Raw genomic sequence first — 16,651 nt, 5'->3', positions numbered from 1 at the left:
TTTCGGGATAAAGGTTGAATTATGAAGCGAAACGGTTTCCATATTATTTTTATTTTTTTCCTGTGCACTACTTCTGTTTATGCACAATTGGACAGCATTCAGCAGTTGCCGGAAGTAATTCTGACAGATGCTAAACTTGTCCATTTTTCAAAAGGTTTTAAGCTTGAAAAACTGAACGATTCTATCATAGAAAGAAATGCTACTTCGCTTACCGAAACGCTTCGTTACAATACATCAATCTATTTTAAGGAAAACGGTTTCGGAATGGTTTCATCGCCATCCTTCCGAGGTACAAATGCTGCGCAAACAGCTGTTATTTGGAATGGAATAAACATTAATTCCGTATTTACCGGTCAAACAGACTTCAACACAATTTCACCATTAAACTATGACGAAATAGCTATAAGAAGCGGTGGCGGAGGCGTGCAATACGGAAGCGGTGCCGTGGGCGGAAGTATTCATTTGAACAATGGGTATTCCTTCAAAAAAATTGATACAACTCAGTTTGGATTACAGTATGGAAGCTTTTCAACCTTTGGCGGAAATGCAAGTACTACACAAACTTGGGGCGATCATTATCTGAATGTAGGCGTGGATTTTATTGGCTCTGAAAATGATTATGACTATGTTGGAAAAAATAAAAAGAACAATCACGGGCAATTTGTACGTTTTACGGCAAAAGTGAACGAGGCAAGAAAGCTGAAACGCGGCGTTGCTACTTGGAATTCGGAATATACCTATAACGACCGAAACTTTTCTGGTAGTCTGAACACAATTGGAAAAGACGCTTATAAAGATATAAACACCCGAAATATTTGGCAGTTACAGCAAAAAGTGGGCATTTTCAATACAAAAGGGAGCGTTGCCCATCTTTTTGAACAGTACAATTATTTCCCGAACAGTGAAAAGTCATTTAATACCGGAGGGAAAGCAAATACTTTTATTGGAGCGTTTCAGGCAGAAGTTTTGCTTCAAAAAAAACTGCGAGTAAACGGAAAGGTTGAATATATTTATGTTGATGCCAAGGGTGACAATGTAGGGGAAAATTTCCGAAGAACCTTGGTGGCCGTTATATTGATGAACCATAAACTTTCAGAAAATTTCAATTACGGAATCAATCTTCGTCAAGAGTTTTTGAATGATTTTGAAAATCCATTTCTCTTTTCTGCTGATGCGAAATATAAAGTTTCAAAAAATTATGCACTTCGCCTGAATGGATCAAAAAATTATCGTGTGCCCACATTTAATGATTTGTATTGGTATGCAGGCGGAAATTTAGATTTACAGCCGGAAACTTCATATCAATTAGAACTTGGACAAGAGTTTTCACTTGGAGAGCTTAAAGCTGATGTTGCTGGCTATTATATTTCTTCGGAAGATTTAATAAAGTGGGTTCCGGGAAATGGCGGTCTGTGGCAACCAATAAACATCAGCAAGACTAGAAATTATGGTATTGAGGCTGCTCTTGGATATTATTTAAAATTCAACGGTAAACAATCTTTGGATTTTAACCTAAATTATTCATACACCAAAGCGGAAGATTTGGAAATTGAAAAGCAGCTAATTTATGTGCCTTTTCACAAAGCAGCTGGTTCAATAACGTATGAATTTAAGCACTTTTCAGTTTATGCTCAAGGATTGTTCAATGGTGAAGCATATACAGCCACTGACAATACTGAAAGAGTGGATAGTTATACCGTTTTTAATCTTGGTCTGCAATACACATTACCGTTCAACCCAAATATAACTTTTGGTGGAAAGATTAAAAATGCTTTTAATGTCTATTATGAAAACGTAGCTTATAGGCCCATGCCGTCCAGAAATATTCAAATATTCTTAAACTTTAATATATAACAAAATGAAAACGATGAAAAAAATAATTTTTATGTGCTTTACGGCTTTGCTAATTGTTGCTTGTAGTAGTGATGATGATAACACCCAATCAGAATATGTTCCCGCAGCTTTTGCAAAAGGTATTTTGATTACAAATGAAGGTCCATTTAACAATGGCAGCGGTACTATTACTTATGTATCTGATGATTATAGCACAGTGGCGCAAAACATTTACAGAAATGTGAATGGAAGCGCTTTGGGTAATATCGTGCAGTCTATGGGTTTTAATGATGACAACGCTTACATTGTGGTAAGCAATTCACAAAAAATTGTAATAGCAAACCGTTATACTTTTGAAAGTGTAGATTCCATAACAACTGGATTGGACAATCCGCGTTATTTTGTGTCTGTGAGTGGTAACAAAGGCTATGTGAGTAATTGGGGAGATCCAAATAATAATGCAGATGACTACGTTGCTGTTCTAGATTTAAGAAACAATTCTATTTCGGCAACAATTCCAGTGTCTTTTGGACCAGAAAGAATATTAGCAGCCAACAATAAAGTTTATGTAGCGCACCAAGGAGGCTATGGACAGAATAATTTAATTTCGGTAATTTCTGGAAATAGCGTTGAAAGCACGATTACCGTTGGCGATGTTCCCAATTCTATGGTAGTCTCAGGAAATAATTTATATGTGCTTTGCGGTGGAAACCCAAGCTATACTGGAGCTGAAACTGCTGGCTCACTCGTGAAAGTAGATATGGCAACAGGTCAGGTTTCACAAACATTTTCTTTTGGATCCACACAGCATCCAAGTAGTTTGACATTGGATGGGACCAATCTGTTCTATAATCTTGATGGCAAGGTATATAAGGTGGATACAACTTCTATCTCTTTACCGGGAGCAGATATTATTGATGGAAATTTTTATACCCTTCAAGCAAAAGAAGGAAAGCTTTATGCAGCTGACGCAAAGGATTTTGCGAGCAAAGGTTCATTGGTAATCTATGATTTATCTAATAATCAACAAATTCAAGATTTCCAAACTGGTATTGTTCCAGGTGGAATTTATTTCAACGAATAAACGCTTCTGAAATTCAAAAAAAAAGAGTCCATTAAATTTAAAAGTTTAATGGACTCTTTTTTTACTATGAATTGATTATTGAACAGTTAATTCCCAATCATTTTTCCATCAATTGGAGAATTTGCATTGCTATCAGAAATCTCTTTCAATGGTTTGAAATCTTTTTTCCCATTAAAAGGTCTTCCGGCAATCTCGAAAAGGGCAGCGGCTAGAAGAGGTTCGTTTTCATCACCCAATTGGCCTAAGTCAAAATAATTTTCCTTTAGAGCGATCTGTGGAAACAATCCATCGCCATAATCGGTGTTTCCTGCGGCATTAGCGGTTTTGAACACCAATGGCAACATTGCGTAATAATGTGATGGATCTGCTTCCTGTCTGCTAAAACTAGGTGCTGGAGCATCATAAAGTAAAAATGAGGCTTGAAATTTTCCTGTAGTGGTATCGCCAACTTGAACTGTATTTATATAAGGGTTTAGGCCGTTTATAACCAATTCACTGGCGGAAGCAGTTCTTTGTGTGGTCAAAACATAAATATTGTTCAAGTTAAGACTGTTTATAGCCGAGCCATTGCTAATAGAACTATCAAAAAGCCCATCTGATGCGTTTGCCGCTTGTCGATCGGCATTCCAAAATTCCTTATAAAAAACCTGTCCATTAAACTGCCCAGTAATCATACTGGCCAAATCTGTTGCTGTTTCAACAGATCCCCCGCCGTTATAGCGAAGGTCCAACACAAGATTGGTAACACCTTCAGCTTTAAATTGAGCAAAGGCATTATTTAATTGTGTTTCATAATCCGTAATAAAACCATTGTACATTAAATAGCCAATTTTTTCACCGTTTATATCAAATGTTTTTACTTTATATACCGGGTTTTCATTGTATTGGGTTTTGTTTAAAAGAGCAGTTTCACCCGTGGGGATAAAATTTGTACCATCATAAGTGGCCAAACCAATGGTATAACTGTTTGGGGTTTGTAAATCTATATAGTTTTGACCGTTTATTTGTTGCCCATCAATAGTAGTAAACAAATCCCCGCGCTTTAAACCTTGTGCTTCGGCATCTGTATTTGGCAAAACGTAACGCACATAACCAAAAACATTATTGCTGTTATCCGGATAGTACACTAGGCCAAACTCCATACCATTGCTTAAGCTAATTCCGCTCAGCGCATCCTCAATAACTCTAAAATCACTGAATAGTGCACTGAAGCGATCTTGTGGTGACAACAAATAATCAAACAACGCTTCGGGAGAATCGTAATTATTTAGAAAACTATCAAGTTCTCCTTGGCTTGAAAAAGCATCATTTGCAAGTTCGGGGGTATCGGCTTTGTATAGATAATAATAGTTTAATCCTCTGTATATAAAATTTTGGATATCAAGTGTTGAAGCGGGTTGGATATTGTCATCCATATCTTCAAAACAGGAAACAAAAAGTATGGAAATAGCCAAAAGGGGAATAAAAATTTTTCTTAACATAAGAAGGTTTTTTTTAAATGTATAGAATTAAAACAGGTAAATTAGGGATTATATTGTAAAGGTAAAAATATGTTTTTTAGGTGAAATTATTTCAAATGATTTAAAATGAATTCGTTTGAAATAGAACAAGAATTATTGGAAATAGACAAGTGAATATTTAAAAGAAGATTTTTTCATTCTTATCTGTCTCTTGGTTCTCCATTTTTTAATCCTTTTAAAAATGTAATGTAACAAAAATAGGCATCATTCGTCATTTAAATAGAAGCCGGAAAACCACAACCACCAAAATGGACAAAACCGAATTTACTGCTTTAATAATACCCTTTAAGGATAGACTCTATCGTTTGGCCAAAAGAATATTGGTTTCCAAAGATGAAGCTGAAGATGCCGTGCAAGAAGTGTTTTTAAAATTGTGGAACGGAAAAGAAAGTATTGAAAACTATAAAAACCCAGAAGCATTTGCAATCACGATGACCAAAAATTATTGTTTGGATCGATTGAAATCGAAACAGGCTTCAAATTTAAAAATAGTACACAGCAATTATCAAACTTCAGAAAACATTGAAAAAAATATTGAAGCGAATGATGGTGTTGAATTGGTCTTTAAAATAATGGAAACTTTGCCTGAACAGCAAAAAATAATACTTCAACTTCGGGATGTGGAAGCGTTTGAATTCTCAGAAATTGCAAAAATGCTGGACAGTAATGAAACAGCAGTACGAGTAGCACTTTCCCGTGCACGAAAAACAGTTAGGGACGAAATGATTAAACAATATAATTATGGAATTGGCTAATATAAAAATTTTACTGGACGCCTATTTTGAAGGCACCACCAGTCTTGAAGAAGAAAAGACATTGCAGGACTATTTCAACAATGAAACTGTTGCGGATGATTTGGTTCAGTATCAACCAATCTTTGTGGGACTGAAAAATGCAAGGGCAGAGCGCACAAGCAGAGCGTTCAAACTACCTGAAAGTAAACCAAAAACCTTTAAAGCTTGGTGGTATTCCGCAGCTGCAATGTTGGTTGTTGCTTTTGGAGTGGGAAGCTTTTATTTTTCACAACCGCACTATACGCAAGAAGAGAAAGAAGCCTTGGCAGCTTTTGAAAAAAGTAAAAACGCAATGATGCTACTTTCGGAAAATCTGAACAAAGGGGCAGAACAGCTCACGTTCGTGAAACAATTTGCAATAACGAAGGATAAGATTTTTGAATAAGATTTTTTTAAATAAAGAAAATAGACAATAACAAACAATAAATAATAAACGATGAAAAAAATAGCAATATTACTAGCACTGGCAATAGCGCCGATGGTTTCTTGGGCACAAAACGCTTTTGATTCCTTTGAAAACGAAAAAGATGTAACCTCGGTAGTGGTAACCAAAAATATGTTCAAACTTTTGAGCAAGATGGATTTAAACTCCTCAGATCCCGAAGCACAAGCATACCTTAAAATGGTCAACGATTTGGAAAACATCAAAATTTTTACCACAGACAATCCTGCCGTGGCAAAAAACATGGATGCTGCTGTTGCAAAATACATTTCAACCTCAAAGAATTTAGGTGAATTGATGCGCGTAAAAGAAGATGGTAAAAACATCAAATTCTACAGCAAAGAAGGTAAAAACGAAAACTTCGTTAGTGAACTATTGATGCACTTAGACGGAATGGTGGACGGAAAACCGACGACAATAATCATGAGCATTACAGGGAATATAGATTTGAAGCAGATTTCAAAACTGACAGAAGATTTAAAAGTTCCTGGTAGCGAACAATTGAAAAATATTGACAAAAAGAAAAAGCAGTAATGATGACACTTCTAAAATATTTTTTGGCCTTAATTTTAGGTGCAATGGCTGTGGTTTCCTGTAGTGATAAATCGTTGCAGAAGTATTTGGTAGAAAAACAAGACGACGATAAATTTATAAAAATGGACGTTGCAGCCAGCTTGCTTCAAGGAAGAAACAGCAACTTTTCACAAGAAGAAAAAGATATTCTCAACACATTAAAAAAAGTGAATGTAGTTGCTTATCCTATAAAAATGGGGGATACGGCTGATTATGAAAAAGAAAGACAAGAATTAAAATCAATCTTAGATCAAGAGCAGTACAAAGAATTGACCCGTATAAAAAGTAACGACTGGGATGCCACTTTAAAATATACTGGTGAAGAAGATGCTATTAATGAGGTAATCGTTTTTGCGAGTGATGATAAACGTGGATTTGCGGTTTTCAGGTTGTTGGGAGAAAATATGCGCCCAGACCAAATGCTGAAATTAATGAAGTCTGCCGAACGGGGCGATTTGGATGTCTCCAAATTTGAAGGCTTCGGAGAAATTTTTAAAGATTAAATTAGTTGATTAATAGTCAAAAAAGGCTTCTTCCTAATTGTGGTTGAAGCCTTTTTTATTATTTAAAAACTAAATTCCCGTGTAGTTTCCGGGTGTAATGTTTCGCATTTCTTGTTTTACGCTTTCCGGCACTTCCAGGGTTTCAATGAAATTCGCAATAGAAGTTTGGTTTATCTTTTCATTGGTACGTGTCAATCCTTTTAAAGCTTCATAGGGGTTTGGATACCCTTCACGGCGAAGAATAGTTTGGATTGCTTCAGCCACAACTGCCCAATTATTTTCAAGGTCTTCAGCAAATTTCACTTCGTTCAGCAATAATTTGTTCAATCCTTTTAAAGTTGAATGAAAGGCGATAAGCGTGTGCCCAATAGGAACACCAATGTTTCGTAAAACTGTACTGTCGGTAAGGTCGCGCTGCAACCTGCTTATAGGAAGTTTTCCCGAAAGATGCTCAAAAAGTGCATTTGCAATTCCGAGATTTCCTTCACTATTTTCAAAATCTATGGGGTTTACCTTGTGTGGCATTGCGCTTGAACCTACTTCGCCTTCTTTTATTTTTTGTTTGAAATAATCCATTGAAACGTAGGTCCAAATATCACGATCTAAATCAATCAAAATATTATTGATTCTTTTTAGGCAATCAAAAAGTGCAGCCATATGGTCATAATGCTCAATCTGCGTGGTAGGGAAGGAGTGGTGCAAACCGAGAGTATCTTGCACAAATTTTTTCCCAAAGGCACGCCAATCAATGTTTGGATAAGCTACTTTATGTGCATTGAAGTTTCCAGTTGCGCCACCAAATTTTGCAGCACTCTTTACGTCGTTCATTAAATCAAACTGCTCTTCAATACGAACCACAAAAACTTCAATCTCTTTGCCCAAACGGGTTGGTGAAGCTGGTTGACCGTGAGTTCTGGCAAGCATGGAAATCTGCGCCCACTCATCGGAAAGTGCTTTAAGCTTATTTTTTAATTCCAATAAAAGCGGCACATAAACCTCATTGACGGCATCTTTCAATGAAAGTGGAATGGCGGTATTGTTAATGTCTTGGGAAGTTAATCCGAAATGGATAAACTCTTTATACTTCTGAAGTTTTAAAACATCAAACTTTTCTTTGATGAAATATTCAACCGCTTTTACATCGTGGTTGGTAACCTTTTCGGTCTCCTTTATTCTTATAGCGTCCTGAACCGAAAATTCTAGATAAAGATTGCGTAATTCCTGAAAAAGATTTCTATCAAAACCCTGCAACTGCGGTAAATCCAGCTCTACAAGAGCAATAAAATATTCAATTTCCACTTGCACGCGGTAACGGATGAGCGCTTCTTCAGAAAAAAATGGAATCAGGCTTGCTGTTTTTGAGGCATATCTGCCATCAATAGGCGAAATGGCTTGTAAAGCGTTGGTGTACATGGTTCAAAATTTAAAATTTAACCTTGCCAAATTTGCATAACTACAAAAGGCAAAAGGCTTTGGTGAACAAGGGCGCAAAGATACAAAACACTACTGATTTATGGAGAAAGGGTTAACGTATTAAATTTACTGTTGTTTTATTTCTTCATACTTAATGGAATGCTAACAAAATGCTGTTTTAAGATAACGGATAGTTAAATAATATTCCCGTTGCAAAACTTTAAGATTTTGTTGTGTGAAAATAGTTTGTGATGAAACTAATTTTAATAGTGAAAAGAAAAATGAATTATTAATTTAAATAAAATTGTTATGAGCACACAAGATCAAAATCACCAAAGAAACCCTCAAAATCAACAACAAAGTCAACAGAGGAATCCTCAGAACAGACCACAAAACCAGCGTAATCCTGAAGAGGAGGAAGAATAGTGAAAGGTTTAAAGAATGAGTATCTTGTTTTTGGATACGGCGAAACCCCTTAATCAACACAATGAGAAAGGGGTTTCTTATTGTGGGGATATAAAAAATTAGTGAATCAGCAAATATATTGAAAATTATGGGTTTTGGGTTAATATTTCAATATTTTGTGTTAAATGAACTGCTTGATTATTAATATTTTGGCATAGCGGTTGAATACTTAGAGTTTTTCAATTGTAAAATCCTTTCGGAGCTCGCTGCACGGAAGGATTTTTATTTTTAAAACCTATGGATAGACTGAAAAAGAACATTTTGGGTTAATTATTTGTCTTTATGAGTCAAAGAAATACAGCTTGTTCTTATACTTTAGCTGAGTAAAGATTGCTATGAAGAAGATAGAACCTCGGCCAAGAATTTTTTTTGGCTGGGGTTTTTATTTGTTCCGTTGTTTTTTTCGAAATTCTGATGGCGAGATGCTGTGTTTTTCCTTAAATATTTTTGAGAAATAACTTTTGCTGCTCAAACCGATGGCATTCACTATTTCAGAAATGCTAAGGTCGGTTTTGGTCAATAAATTGTAAGCCGCATCAAGCCTTGCCTTTTGCACATAATTGTTTACCGTAGTACCATACAATTTTTTGAAACCCTCTTGAAGTTTGTTGATGTTCAGTCCAGCTTCCCTAGCTAAATTTTCTACCGTTGGAACGTCTGAAATATTGCTTTCAATAAGGCTGGATATATGATTTATTTGTTTCAATTCCGAAGAACGCAGGAGTGTGCGGCTGCCCTCATCTTTCTTATCATCTTGATATTGTAGAATTTGGTGTGTTAAAATTTGGTACGCCATTCCTTCCAAAAATAGCTTTCGAGTAAAATTTTCAGAAGTGAACTCATGCATTCCAGTCAATAGATCCGATATTCCCAAACTGTAGTTCCCACTATAATAAAAAGCGCCTTTGGCTTTAATGTCTTTAAAAAGTTGTTCTAGTTCATCGTCAAGACTATTAATGTCGCACGCCATTTTGGCCTGAAACTTTTCCCTTTCAATTTCCAGGCTGTTCACTGTTATTCTCTGATTGGCTTTAAACAATAATACGTGCCCATTTTTTTTGCTACTGGCCACAATTGCGTTTTGGTATTGTTCAATGGTATGCAGGTTTTCTTCATTTTCAAAACGATGCCTTAAAATACCTTCCAAAGTATATAGAAATTTTAAAGGGTGAATGTTATTCACTACAAAATGTATTTCCATATCTTCTTTGAAAAGACAATCATACTGAATGAGTCCCAGACCGCCTTCAAAATTGATACCCCTTATGGTGCCTTCCCCCACAGAGGATGGTAGTTTTAACAAATATTCACCGCAATTTTCTGAAAAAGGAATGTCAAAAACCTTTGCAATGTCCCGAATTACATCTTTAAGCGGGAGAGAATTGACCTGTATGGAATTCATAAAGAAGTTGTTTTTTGCGCCAAAGTAACATTATGAAACCAGAAGCATTAACACATTTCGTTTCATTGTTTAACTCAAAAGCATTAGTTCTTCTAAGGTATTGCTTAATAATTAGTTATGCTAATTGTTTTAAAATAAAAAAAAAGTCTGAAAATATTTACTATCAATTCATTAAAAAATTTTAATTAAAAAAAGTTCGAATGATAAAATTAAAATACTTTGATGCATCTACTTTTTTTTAAAATACCGATAAAAAAACAGACAGGTATTTGTAAAACGAAATATTAATATCAGTAATTTAGATTTCCTAAAACCAAACTATTTATGAGAGCATTCGGTAAATCAATTTATGTAATTACGCTTTTCATTGGAATAATTTTGATAAGCTGTGGTGGGAGTGATGATACAGATCCTCCTCAAAATCCTCCAGGTGCTGGAACTTTTACTGCAACTGTAGCAGAAGCAACTACTACAAATTATGTAGCTGACATTACAAATGGAGTTCTGACGAAAACAGATATGTCTGGGTCTGAACAATACACCTTTTATGTAAAAGGGCAAGAAACTTCTACCAATAGGTTGATTCATTTCTTTATATATACGCCCACTGAGACAGTTCCGGGAACATACTATTTAAAGGTTACCGACGTAAATCAGGCATACTATATTGAAAATTATGATACCTCAAGTGCAAAGGGTTGGCTTGCTCCAGATTATTCAGACCCAGATCCTAACAAAATTCACGGAACCGTAAATATAACTGAACTGACCACAGATCGTGCAAAGGGTACTTTTAGTTTTACTGCTGTTGAAGATGTTACTGGTGCTACTTTACGCACAGTAACAAATGGTTCTTTTGATGTACCATTGACACGACAAGGATTTTAAACCATTTTTTAATTCGCAATAAAATTGTCGCGACAGCACTTGTGTTTTCAAGTTAATGGCGATTTTTTTATTCCCAAAAACTAAACTGCTCCATCCATAATCTCCTGAACACATTCAGGATTGAGCAGCGTAGTAATATCACCTAGATTGCTGGTGTCCTTCTCTGCAATCTTTCTAAGTATGCGGCGCATAATCTTTCCACTTCTGGTTTTTGGAAGACCCGTTACAAACTGAATTTTATCTAATTTGGCTATTGGGCCAATATGCTCAGTGATAATCTGGTTTATCTCTTTACGAAGGTTTTCGTGCAAACGGCTTTCACCAAATTCTTTTAAAATAATAAAACCATAAAGTGCGGTCCCCTTCACATCATGCGGGAAGCCGACAATTGCGCTTTCTGAAACTGCTGGGTGCTCGTTTATTGCATCTTCAATAGGTGCGGTACCCAAATTGTGCCCAGATACAATAATAACATCATCCACGCGCCCCGTAATGCGGTAGTAGCCTGTACTATCGCGTAGGGCACCGTCACCAGTAAAATATTTGTTTTCAAAAGCAGAGAAATAGGTTTCGCGATAGCGTTCGTGATTGCCCCAAATGGTTCGCGCCATTGCTGGCCACGGGAATTTGATGCACAAACGGCCACTCACTAAGTTTCCTTTCAGCTCCTCACCATTTTCGTCCATTAGTGCAGGTTGCACTCCAGGCAAAGGTAAGGTGGCGTAGGTTGGAATGGTTGGCGTGGAATAGGGAATGGGCGAAATCATAATGCCGCCCGTTTCAGTCTGCCACCACGTATCTACAATTGGACAGTTTTTCTTCCCGATATTGTCATTATACCAGTGCCATGCTTCTTCATTTATGGGTTCACCCACGCTTCCTAATATTTTAAGGGAAGAAAGATCATAGTTTTCCGAAAAATCCAAACGTTCCTTTGCTAAAGCACGAATAGCTGTAGGAGCGGTGTAAAACTGGTTCACTTTATGTTTTTCAATTACTTGCCAGAAGCGCCCAAAGTCTGGATAGGAGGGAACTCCTTCAAACATAAGGGTTGTAGCACCATTTGCCAAGGGGCCATAAACAATATAACTGTGGCCGGTAATCCAGCCAATATCTGCAGTGCACCAAAACACGTCGTTTTCGCGATATTGGAATACGTTTTTAAAAGTGTATGCCGTATAAACCATATAGCCCGCCGTACTGTGAACCATACCTTTTGGTTTTCCCGTAGAACCGGAAGTGTACAAAATAAACAACGGATCCTCAGCGTCCATAATTGCAGGGGCGCATTGGTTGCTTGCTTCGTCAAGTAAAGGTTGCAGCCATTTGTCACGATTTGGTTTCAATGTTATTTCACTGTTGATGCGTTTGGCAACCAAAACACTTTCCACGCCCGGGCAGGACTCCAAGGCTTCGTCAACAATACCTTTTAAATCTATGGTTTTACCACCACGGTATGAACCATCACTTGTGATAACCATTTTACAGTCTGAATCATTAATCCTTGTGTGAAGTGCTGTGGAAGAAAACCCGGCAAAAACTACGGAGTGGATGGCGCCAATACGTGCGCAAGCCAATAGTGAAATTGCCAATTCAGGAATCATTGGTAAATAGATACAAACCCTGTCGCCTTTTTTTATACCGTGATCCAACAAAACATTTGCAAATCTGCAAACCCGCTCGTGGAGTTGTTTGTAGGTTATATGTTCAGCTTTTTCAGAAGGATCATTGGGTTCAAAAATGATGGCGGTTTTGTCGCCACGATTATACAAATGGCGGTCAATACAATTTTCGGTGATGTTCAATTTTGCACCTTTGTACCACGAAACTTCAGGTTTTGAGAGGTCATGCTCCAGTACTTTGTCCCAGCGTTTGCGCCATATAAAATTTTCTTCGGCAATTTCTTCCCAGAAATTTTCAGGATCTCGGACTGATTTTCTATAAACCTGAAAATATTCTTCTAAATTCTTGATGTGGTAATTGCTCATGACATATTGGTTTTCTGACTAATATTGAAGTTGCTTAATTGATTTAGAAATATATTTAAATTGGATGAGTCTGAAAACGAAAAAATGAATTTTGTGAAGAAATTTTCTTGAAAATCAGCTTTAGAATATAAACTGGTGAAGCTGGGTTATGGCCTAAAGCAATTTTGATAAAATAAAAAAACCTGTAAACGCACTGTTTACAGGTTTTAGCGGAGAAAGAGGAACTATCTTTAAATAATTAAGTTATTGAAAATCAAATAATTAAAATAATATATTTCTAATTACGCACCGAATTACGCACCTGATTTATAATTCATTATATTTAAGTAAAGCTGTAACGAGTTTTTTTATTTGGAATTTCAATTTTAAAAGTTTTAAGTGACAAATCGGACTAATCCAATTGAAATTATAACTATTAATCCAGCTATAATAAACGGATAGTAAAAACTATCTGCAATCAGCCAAGTACCTACAACAGGACCTAAAATCTGACCTACGCTACCTGTTGAGCTTTGTATGGATATATTTCTACCTGTATTTTCTTTAGATGTCAATGATACTGCTGATAACAAGTTTGGCGTTACCAAAGCACCACCAGCAGCAAACATAATGATTAATCCATATACCAAGAATTCACTTGTAAAAAAAGGAAAAGCAATCAAGGATACTCCGGCTATTAGGAACCCAATGGCAATTTGCTTTTTAGGAGATAAAAACTTCTCACCATAACTAGCAAATACAGGCTGTAAAACGGCCATCACAGAACCACATAGCATAAAACCTAAACCCAACTGTTTGCTGTTAAACCCTAATTCATCTTTTCCATAGATTGAAAAAACAGTTTCAAACAAGGTCACAACAAATTGGGCTACAAAGGATAGTATGAGTAATACAATAAAATATTTGGTAAATGTGAATCGCAAGCTCACTTTTTGTGTCATTAACCTATGTACACGAGCGGTGTTTTTTAGCCATTTCATCACAACGAATAACACAATCAATCCTAATAGGGCAACGAATAAAAAGGGCACTGAAAATCGGTCTAAATGTAGCAGACCTATAGAATATTTTATATGAATATCAGTTTGGGATAGAAAGCCACCAATGACAGGGCCAAAAATAATTCCAGAGCTAATGGCAACGCCTGACCAGGCCATTATTTTTGTTCTCCGTTTTTCAGAAGTAATGTCGCTTAAATATGCGTTGCTAACTGGAATAACTGCTGATGTGAAAATACCACCAAAAATTCGAGCAACATAAAGCATTGTTAGAGACGTGGCAAGACCAGTGAGCAATTGCATAATTACAAAACCGATTAGTCCACAAATGATTATAGGTTTTCGACCATATTTATCTGAAAGCTTTCCCCAAACCACTACGAATAGTAACTGAAAAAATGGATAGATGCTCGTAAGCAATCCAATATGGAAGTTGATAAGGTCGGTGTCGAGATTGCCCTTTATTGCTAGCCTTTCGGTATAGTAAGGAAGGGTTGGCAATAATATACCATAGCCCAACATCACTACAAATAAACTCAACAGAATTAAAAATACCCTGTTGAGTTCTTCTTTTCTTTCCATTTATTTTTTACCGATTTTTCGCTTTAATAATTGCGCATTAATGGCCACTATAATTGTACTCAAACTCATAAATACAGCTCCTACCGCAGGTCCTAAAACAAATCCTGAAGAATACAGAACTCCAGCGGCTAATGGTATTGCAACAACGTTATAACCCGTTGCCCATATTAAGTTCTGAATCATTTTATTGTAGGTAGCCTTTCCAAATAAAATTAAGTTCGCAATATCCTGTGGATTACTGTTTACCAAAATAATGTCTGCTGTTTCTGCTGCCACATCGGTTCCCGAACCTACGGCAATACCCACGTTTGCTTGTGCCAAAGCAGGTGCATCATTAACGCCATCTCCCGTCATAGCCACAAATTCTCCTTTACCTTGCAATTCTTTTACGATTTCCACTTTTTGGTGTGGCAATACTTCGGCATAATATCCATCCAATCCAAGTTTATCGCTTACGGCTTTGGCGGTTTTTTCGTTATCGCCAGTTGCCATCAAGACTTTTATGTTGTTTTCTTTAAAGACCCTTATTGCTTCGGCAGATTCAGGTCTTATTTCATCAGCAAGAGCAATGTATCCTGCTAAAGCACCTTCAATTAATACAAATACAACCGTTTCAGCGGCGTCACTATAAGCATCTTCAGGAATGGTAATTTTTTCATCCCTTAAATAGCCCGGACTCACTACTTTCACCTGCTTGCCTTCTACGTTTGCCTCTACACCTTTACCTGTAATCGCATTAAAGTTTTCAGGATTGGGAATAGCAACCTTGTCTTCTTTCACTTTTTTAATAATTCCCACGGCAATAGGATGTTCTGAGCTTTGTTCCAAGGCACTTGCAAGTCTTAATACTTCATCTGAAGAATATTTTTTATCTACCGATTCAATTCGGGTAACGCCAAAATCCCCTTTAGTCAATGTTCCTGTTTTGTCAAAGAGCAGAGTGGATATTTTGCGTGATTCCTCAAATGCGGTTCTATTACGAATCAATAGCCCATTTTGAGCAGATACTGCGGTAGAAATCGCAACTACAAGTGGAATGGCAAGGCCAAGTGCGTGTGGACAAGCGATGACCATAACGGTAACCATTCTTTCTAATGCATAAACAAAAGGGAACCCTAGAATTAACCAAACTGCCAACGTACCAAATCCTATAGACAAGGCAATATAAGTCAACCACTTTGCTGCTCTATCCGATAGATTTTGCATTTTGGACTTGGTCTTTTGTGCTTCCTCAACCATTGTGATAACCTTGTTGAGATAACTGTCTTTTCCTGTATGTACCACTTTTACCTTTATGCTGCCATTGCCGTTTACAGAACCTCCAATTACTTTATCCTTTTCTTCTTTTTTTACTGGTTTTGATTCTCCAGTTAACATAGATTCGTTCAGATAACTAGACCCTTCGATTATGATACCATCGGCAGGAACTTTCTCGCCGGGCTTTACCAATATCACATCATCTTTCAATAAATCTTCCAATGAAATATCTTCAATTGTATCGCCTTTTACTCTGTGAGCTTCGGCAGGCATCATACTTACTAGAAGCTGTAAGGCTTTTGAGGCACCCAAGACACTTTTCATTTCTATCCAATGGCCCACAAGCATAATAGCGATTAGAGTTGCCAGTTCCCAGAAAAAATCGACACCCTGCAATCCGAAGACTGTTGCGGAACTATAAAAATAGGCCACACTAATGGCCATTGCTATTAAGGTCATCATTCCTGGTGCACCTTTTTTTACTTCAGACCAAAATCCTGTTAAAAATGGCCAACCACCGTAAAAATAAACTACGGATGAAAGTGCAAAAAGGATATATTGGTTTCCGGGAAGCAAAAACTCATATCCAAAAAAGTCCTGAATCATCGGCGAGAAGAACAGTATGGGAATAGTAAGTACAAGGGTTACCCAAAACCGTTTCCTAAAATCGGCAATCATCATCTTATGATGGTCGTGGCCTGCCATACCCATTGGTATGCTTCCGTGGTCGTGTTTCATCTTTGAATGGTCCATTTTACTGTGGTCCATCTTGCTATGGTCGTCCGATTTTGGGTCTTCCATTTTTGAGTGGTCCATCTTTGAGTGGTCCATTTTTGAATGGTCGATGTTATCTTCATTCATTTTAGAATGGTCCATCTTCGAATGGTCCATTTTTTTGTCCTTGTGATT

At 36.8% G+C, this 16,651-nt stretch carries 13 protein-coding genes; 7 read left to right on the top strand and 6 right to left on the bottom strand.

Annotated elements, in window-relative coordinates:
* Positions 1–21: 21 nt before the first annotated feature.
* Positions 22–1,854 carry a TonB-dependent receptor gene (locus tag Q2U82_RS14840; RefSeq protein WP_410005591.1) on the top strand — a complete coding sequence of 611 codons (1,833 nt, stop codon included), beginning with the start codon at positions 22–24 and terminating at the stop codon, positions 1,852–1,854.
* Between the two features lie 13 nt (positions 1,855–1,867).
* Entirely contained in the window at positions 1,868–2,917 is a 1,050-nt protein-coding gene (locus Q2U82_RS14835) for a DUF5074 domain-containing protein (protein ID WP_410005590.1), read from the top strand.
* An 86-nt stretch (positions 2,918–3,003) separates the two neighbouring features.
* On the opposite strand, the gene Q2U82_RS14830 is transcribed toward Q2U82_RS14835, so the two are convergent.
* Complete coding sequence (locus Q2U82_RS14830) at positions 3,004–4,398, bottom strand: S41 family peptidase (protein ID WP_410005589.1); 1,395 nt, start codon at positions 4,396–4,398, stop codon at positions 3,004–3,006.
* A 287-nt stretch (positions 4,399–4,685) separates the two neighbouring features.
* Here Q2U82_RS14830 and Q2U82_RS14825 point away from each other — a divergent pair, with 287 nt between their 5' ends.
* From Q2U82_RS14825 to Q2U82_RS14810, 4 genes are read left to right on the top strand one after another with little or no spacing between them, the layout of a single operon-like run.
* Positions 4,686–5,192, top strand: coding sequence for an RNA polymerase sigma factor (locus Q2U82_RS14825; protein WP_410005588.1), 507 nt, complete (start codon positions 4,686–4,688; stop codon positions 5,190–5,192).
* Positions 5,179–5,616 (top strand): hypothetical protein, encoded by a 438-nt coding sequence (locus Q2U82_RS14820; protein ID WP_410005587.1) that lies wholly within the window; start codon positions 5,179–5,181, stop codon positions 5,614–5,616. Before Q2U82_RS14825 ends, Q2U82_RS14820 begins: the two co-directional genes overlap by 14 nt.
* Before the next feature lie 51 nt (positions 5,617–5,667).
* The gene (locus Q2U82_RS14815) at positions 5,668–6,207 is read left to right on the top strand and encodes a DUF4252 domain-containing protein (RefSeq protein ID WP_410005586.1); all 540 of its coding nucleotides are present in this window, start codon (positions 5,668–5,670) and stop codon (positions 6,205–6,207) included.
* Positions 6,207–6,749, top strand: a complete 543-nt coding sequence (locus Q2U82_RS14810) for a DUF4252 domain-containing protein (protein ID WP_410005585.1) — start codon at positions 6,207–6,209, stop codon at positions 6,747–6,749. Before Q2U82_RS14815 ends, Q2U82_RS14810 begins: the two co-directional genes overlap by 1 nt.
* Positions 6,750–6,818: 69 nt before the next feature.
* On the opposite strand, the gene purB is transcribed toward Q2U82_RS14810, so the two are convergent.
* Both purB and Q2U82_RS14800 read right to left on the bottom strand, forming a co-directional pair.
* On the bottom strand, positions 6,819–8,162 hold the full coding sequence (gene purB, locus Q2U82_RS14805; protein ID WP_410005584.1) for an adenylosuccinate lyase: 1,344 nt from the start codon (positions 8,160–8,162) through the stop codon (positions 6,819–6,821).
* 847 nt (positions 8,163–9,009) lie between these two features.
* Positions 9,010–10,029, bottom strand: a complete 1,020-nt coding sequence (locus Q2U82_RS14800; protein ID WP_410005583.1) for a helix-turn-helix domain-containing protein — start codon at positions 10,027–10,029, stop codon at positions 9,010–9,012.
* A 324-nt stretch (positions 10,030–10,353) separates the two neighbouring features.
* Between Q2U82_RS14800 and Q2U82_RS14795 the strand changes: the two genes are divergently transcribed.
* The gene (locus Q2U82_RS14795) at positions 10,354–10,917 is read left to right on the top strand and encodes a DUF6252 family protein (RefSeq protein ID WP_410005582.1); all 564 of its coding nucleotides are present in this window, start codon (positions 10,354–10,356) and stop codon (positions 10,915–10,917) included.
* A gap of 80 nt (positions 10,918–10,997) precedes the next feature.
* Here the strand turns inward: Q2U82_RS14795 and acs are convergent, their stop codons facing one another.
* The 3 genes from acs to Q2U82_RS14780 form a co-directional block, all read right to left on the bottom strand.
* A complete protein-coding gene (acs, locus tag Q2U82_RS14790) occupies positions 10,998–12,905 on the bottom strand; it encodes an acetate--CoA ligase (protein WP_410005581.1) in 1,908 nt (635 codons plus the stop codon).
* Positions 12,906–13,279: 374 nt separating this feature from the next.
* The gene (locus Q2U82_RS14785) at positions 13,280–14,485 is read right to left on the bottom strand and encodes an MFS transporter (RefSeq protein ID WP_410005580.1); all 1,206 of its coding nucleotides are present in this window, start codon (positions 14,483–14,485) and stop codon (positions 13,280–13,282) included.
* Positions 14,486–16,618 carry a copper-translocating P-type ATPase gene (locus Q2U82_RS14780; protein ID WP_205618090.1) on the bottom strand — a complete coding sequence of 711 codons (2,133 nt, stop codon included), beginning with the start codon at positions 16,616–16,618 and terminating at the stop codon, positions 14,486–14,488. It lies immediately after the preceding gene.
* Positions 16,619–16,651 lie beyond the last annotated feature (33 nt).

The organism is Aequorivita nionensis, from assembly GCF_046352995.1.
Classification (GTDB): domain Bacteria; phylum Bacteroidota; class Bacteroidia; order Flavobacteriales; family Flavobacteriaceae; genus Aequorivita; species Aequorivita nionensis.
The sequence above is the reverse complement of the archived record's forward strand: the minus strand, read 5'-3'. Positions and strand labels throughout refer to the sequence as shown.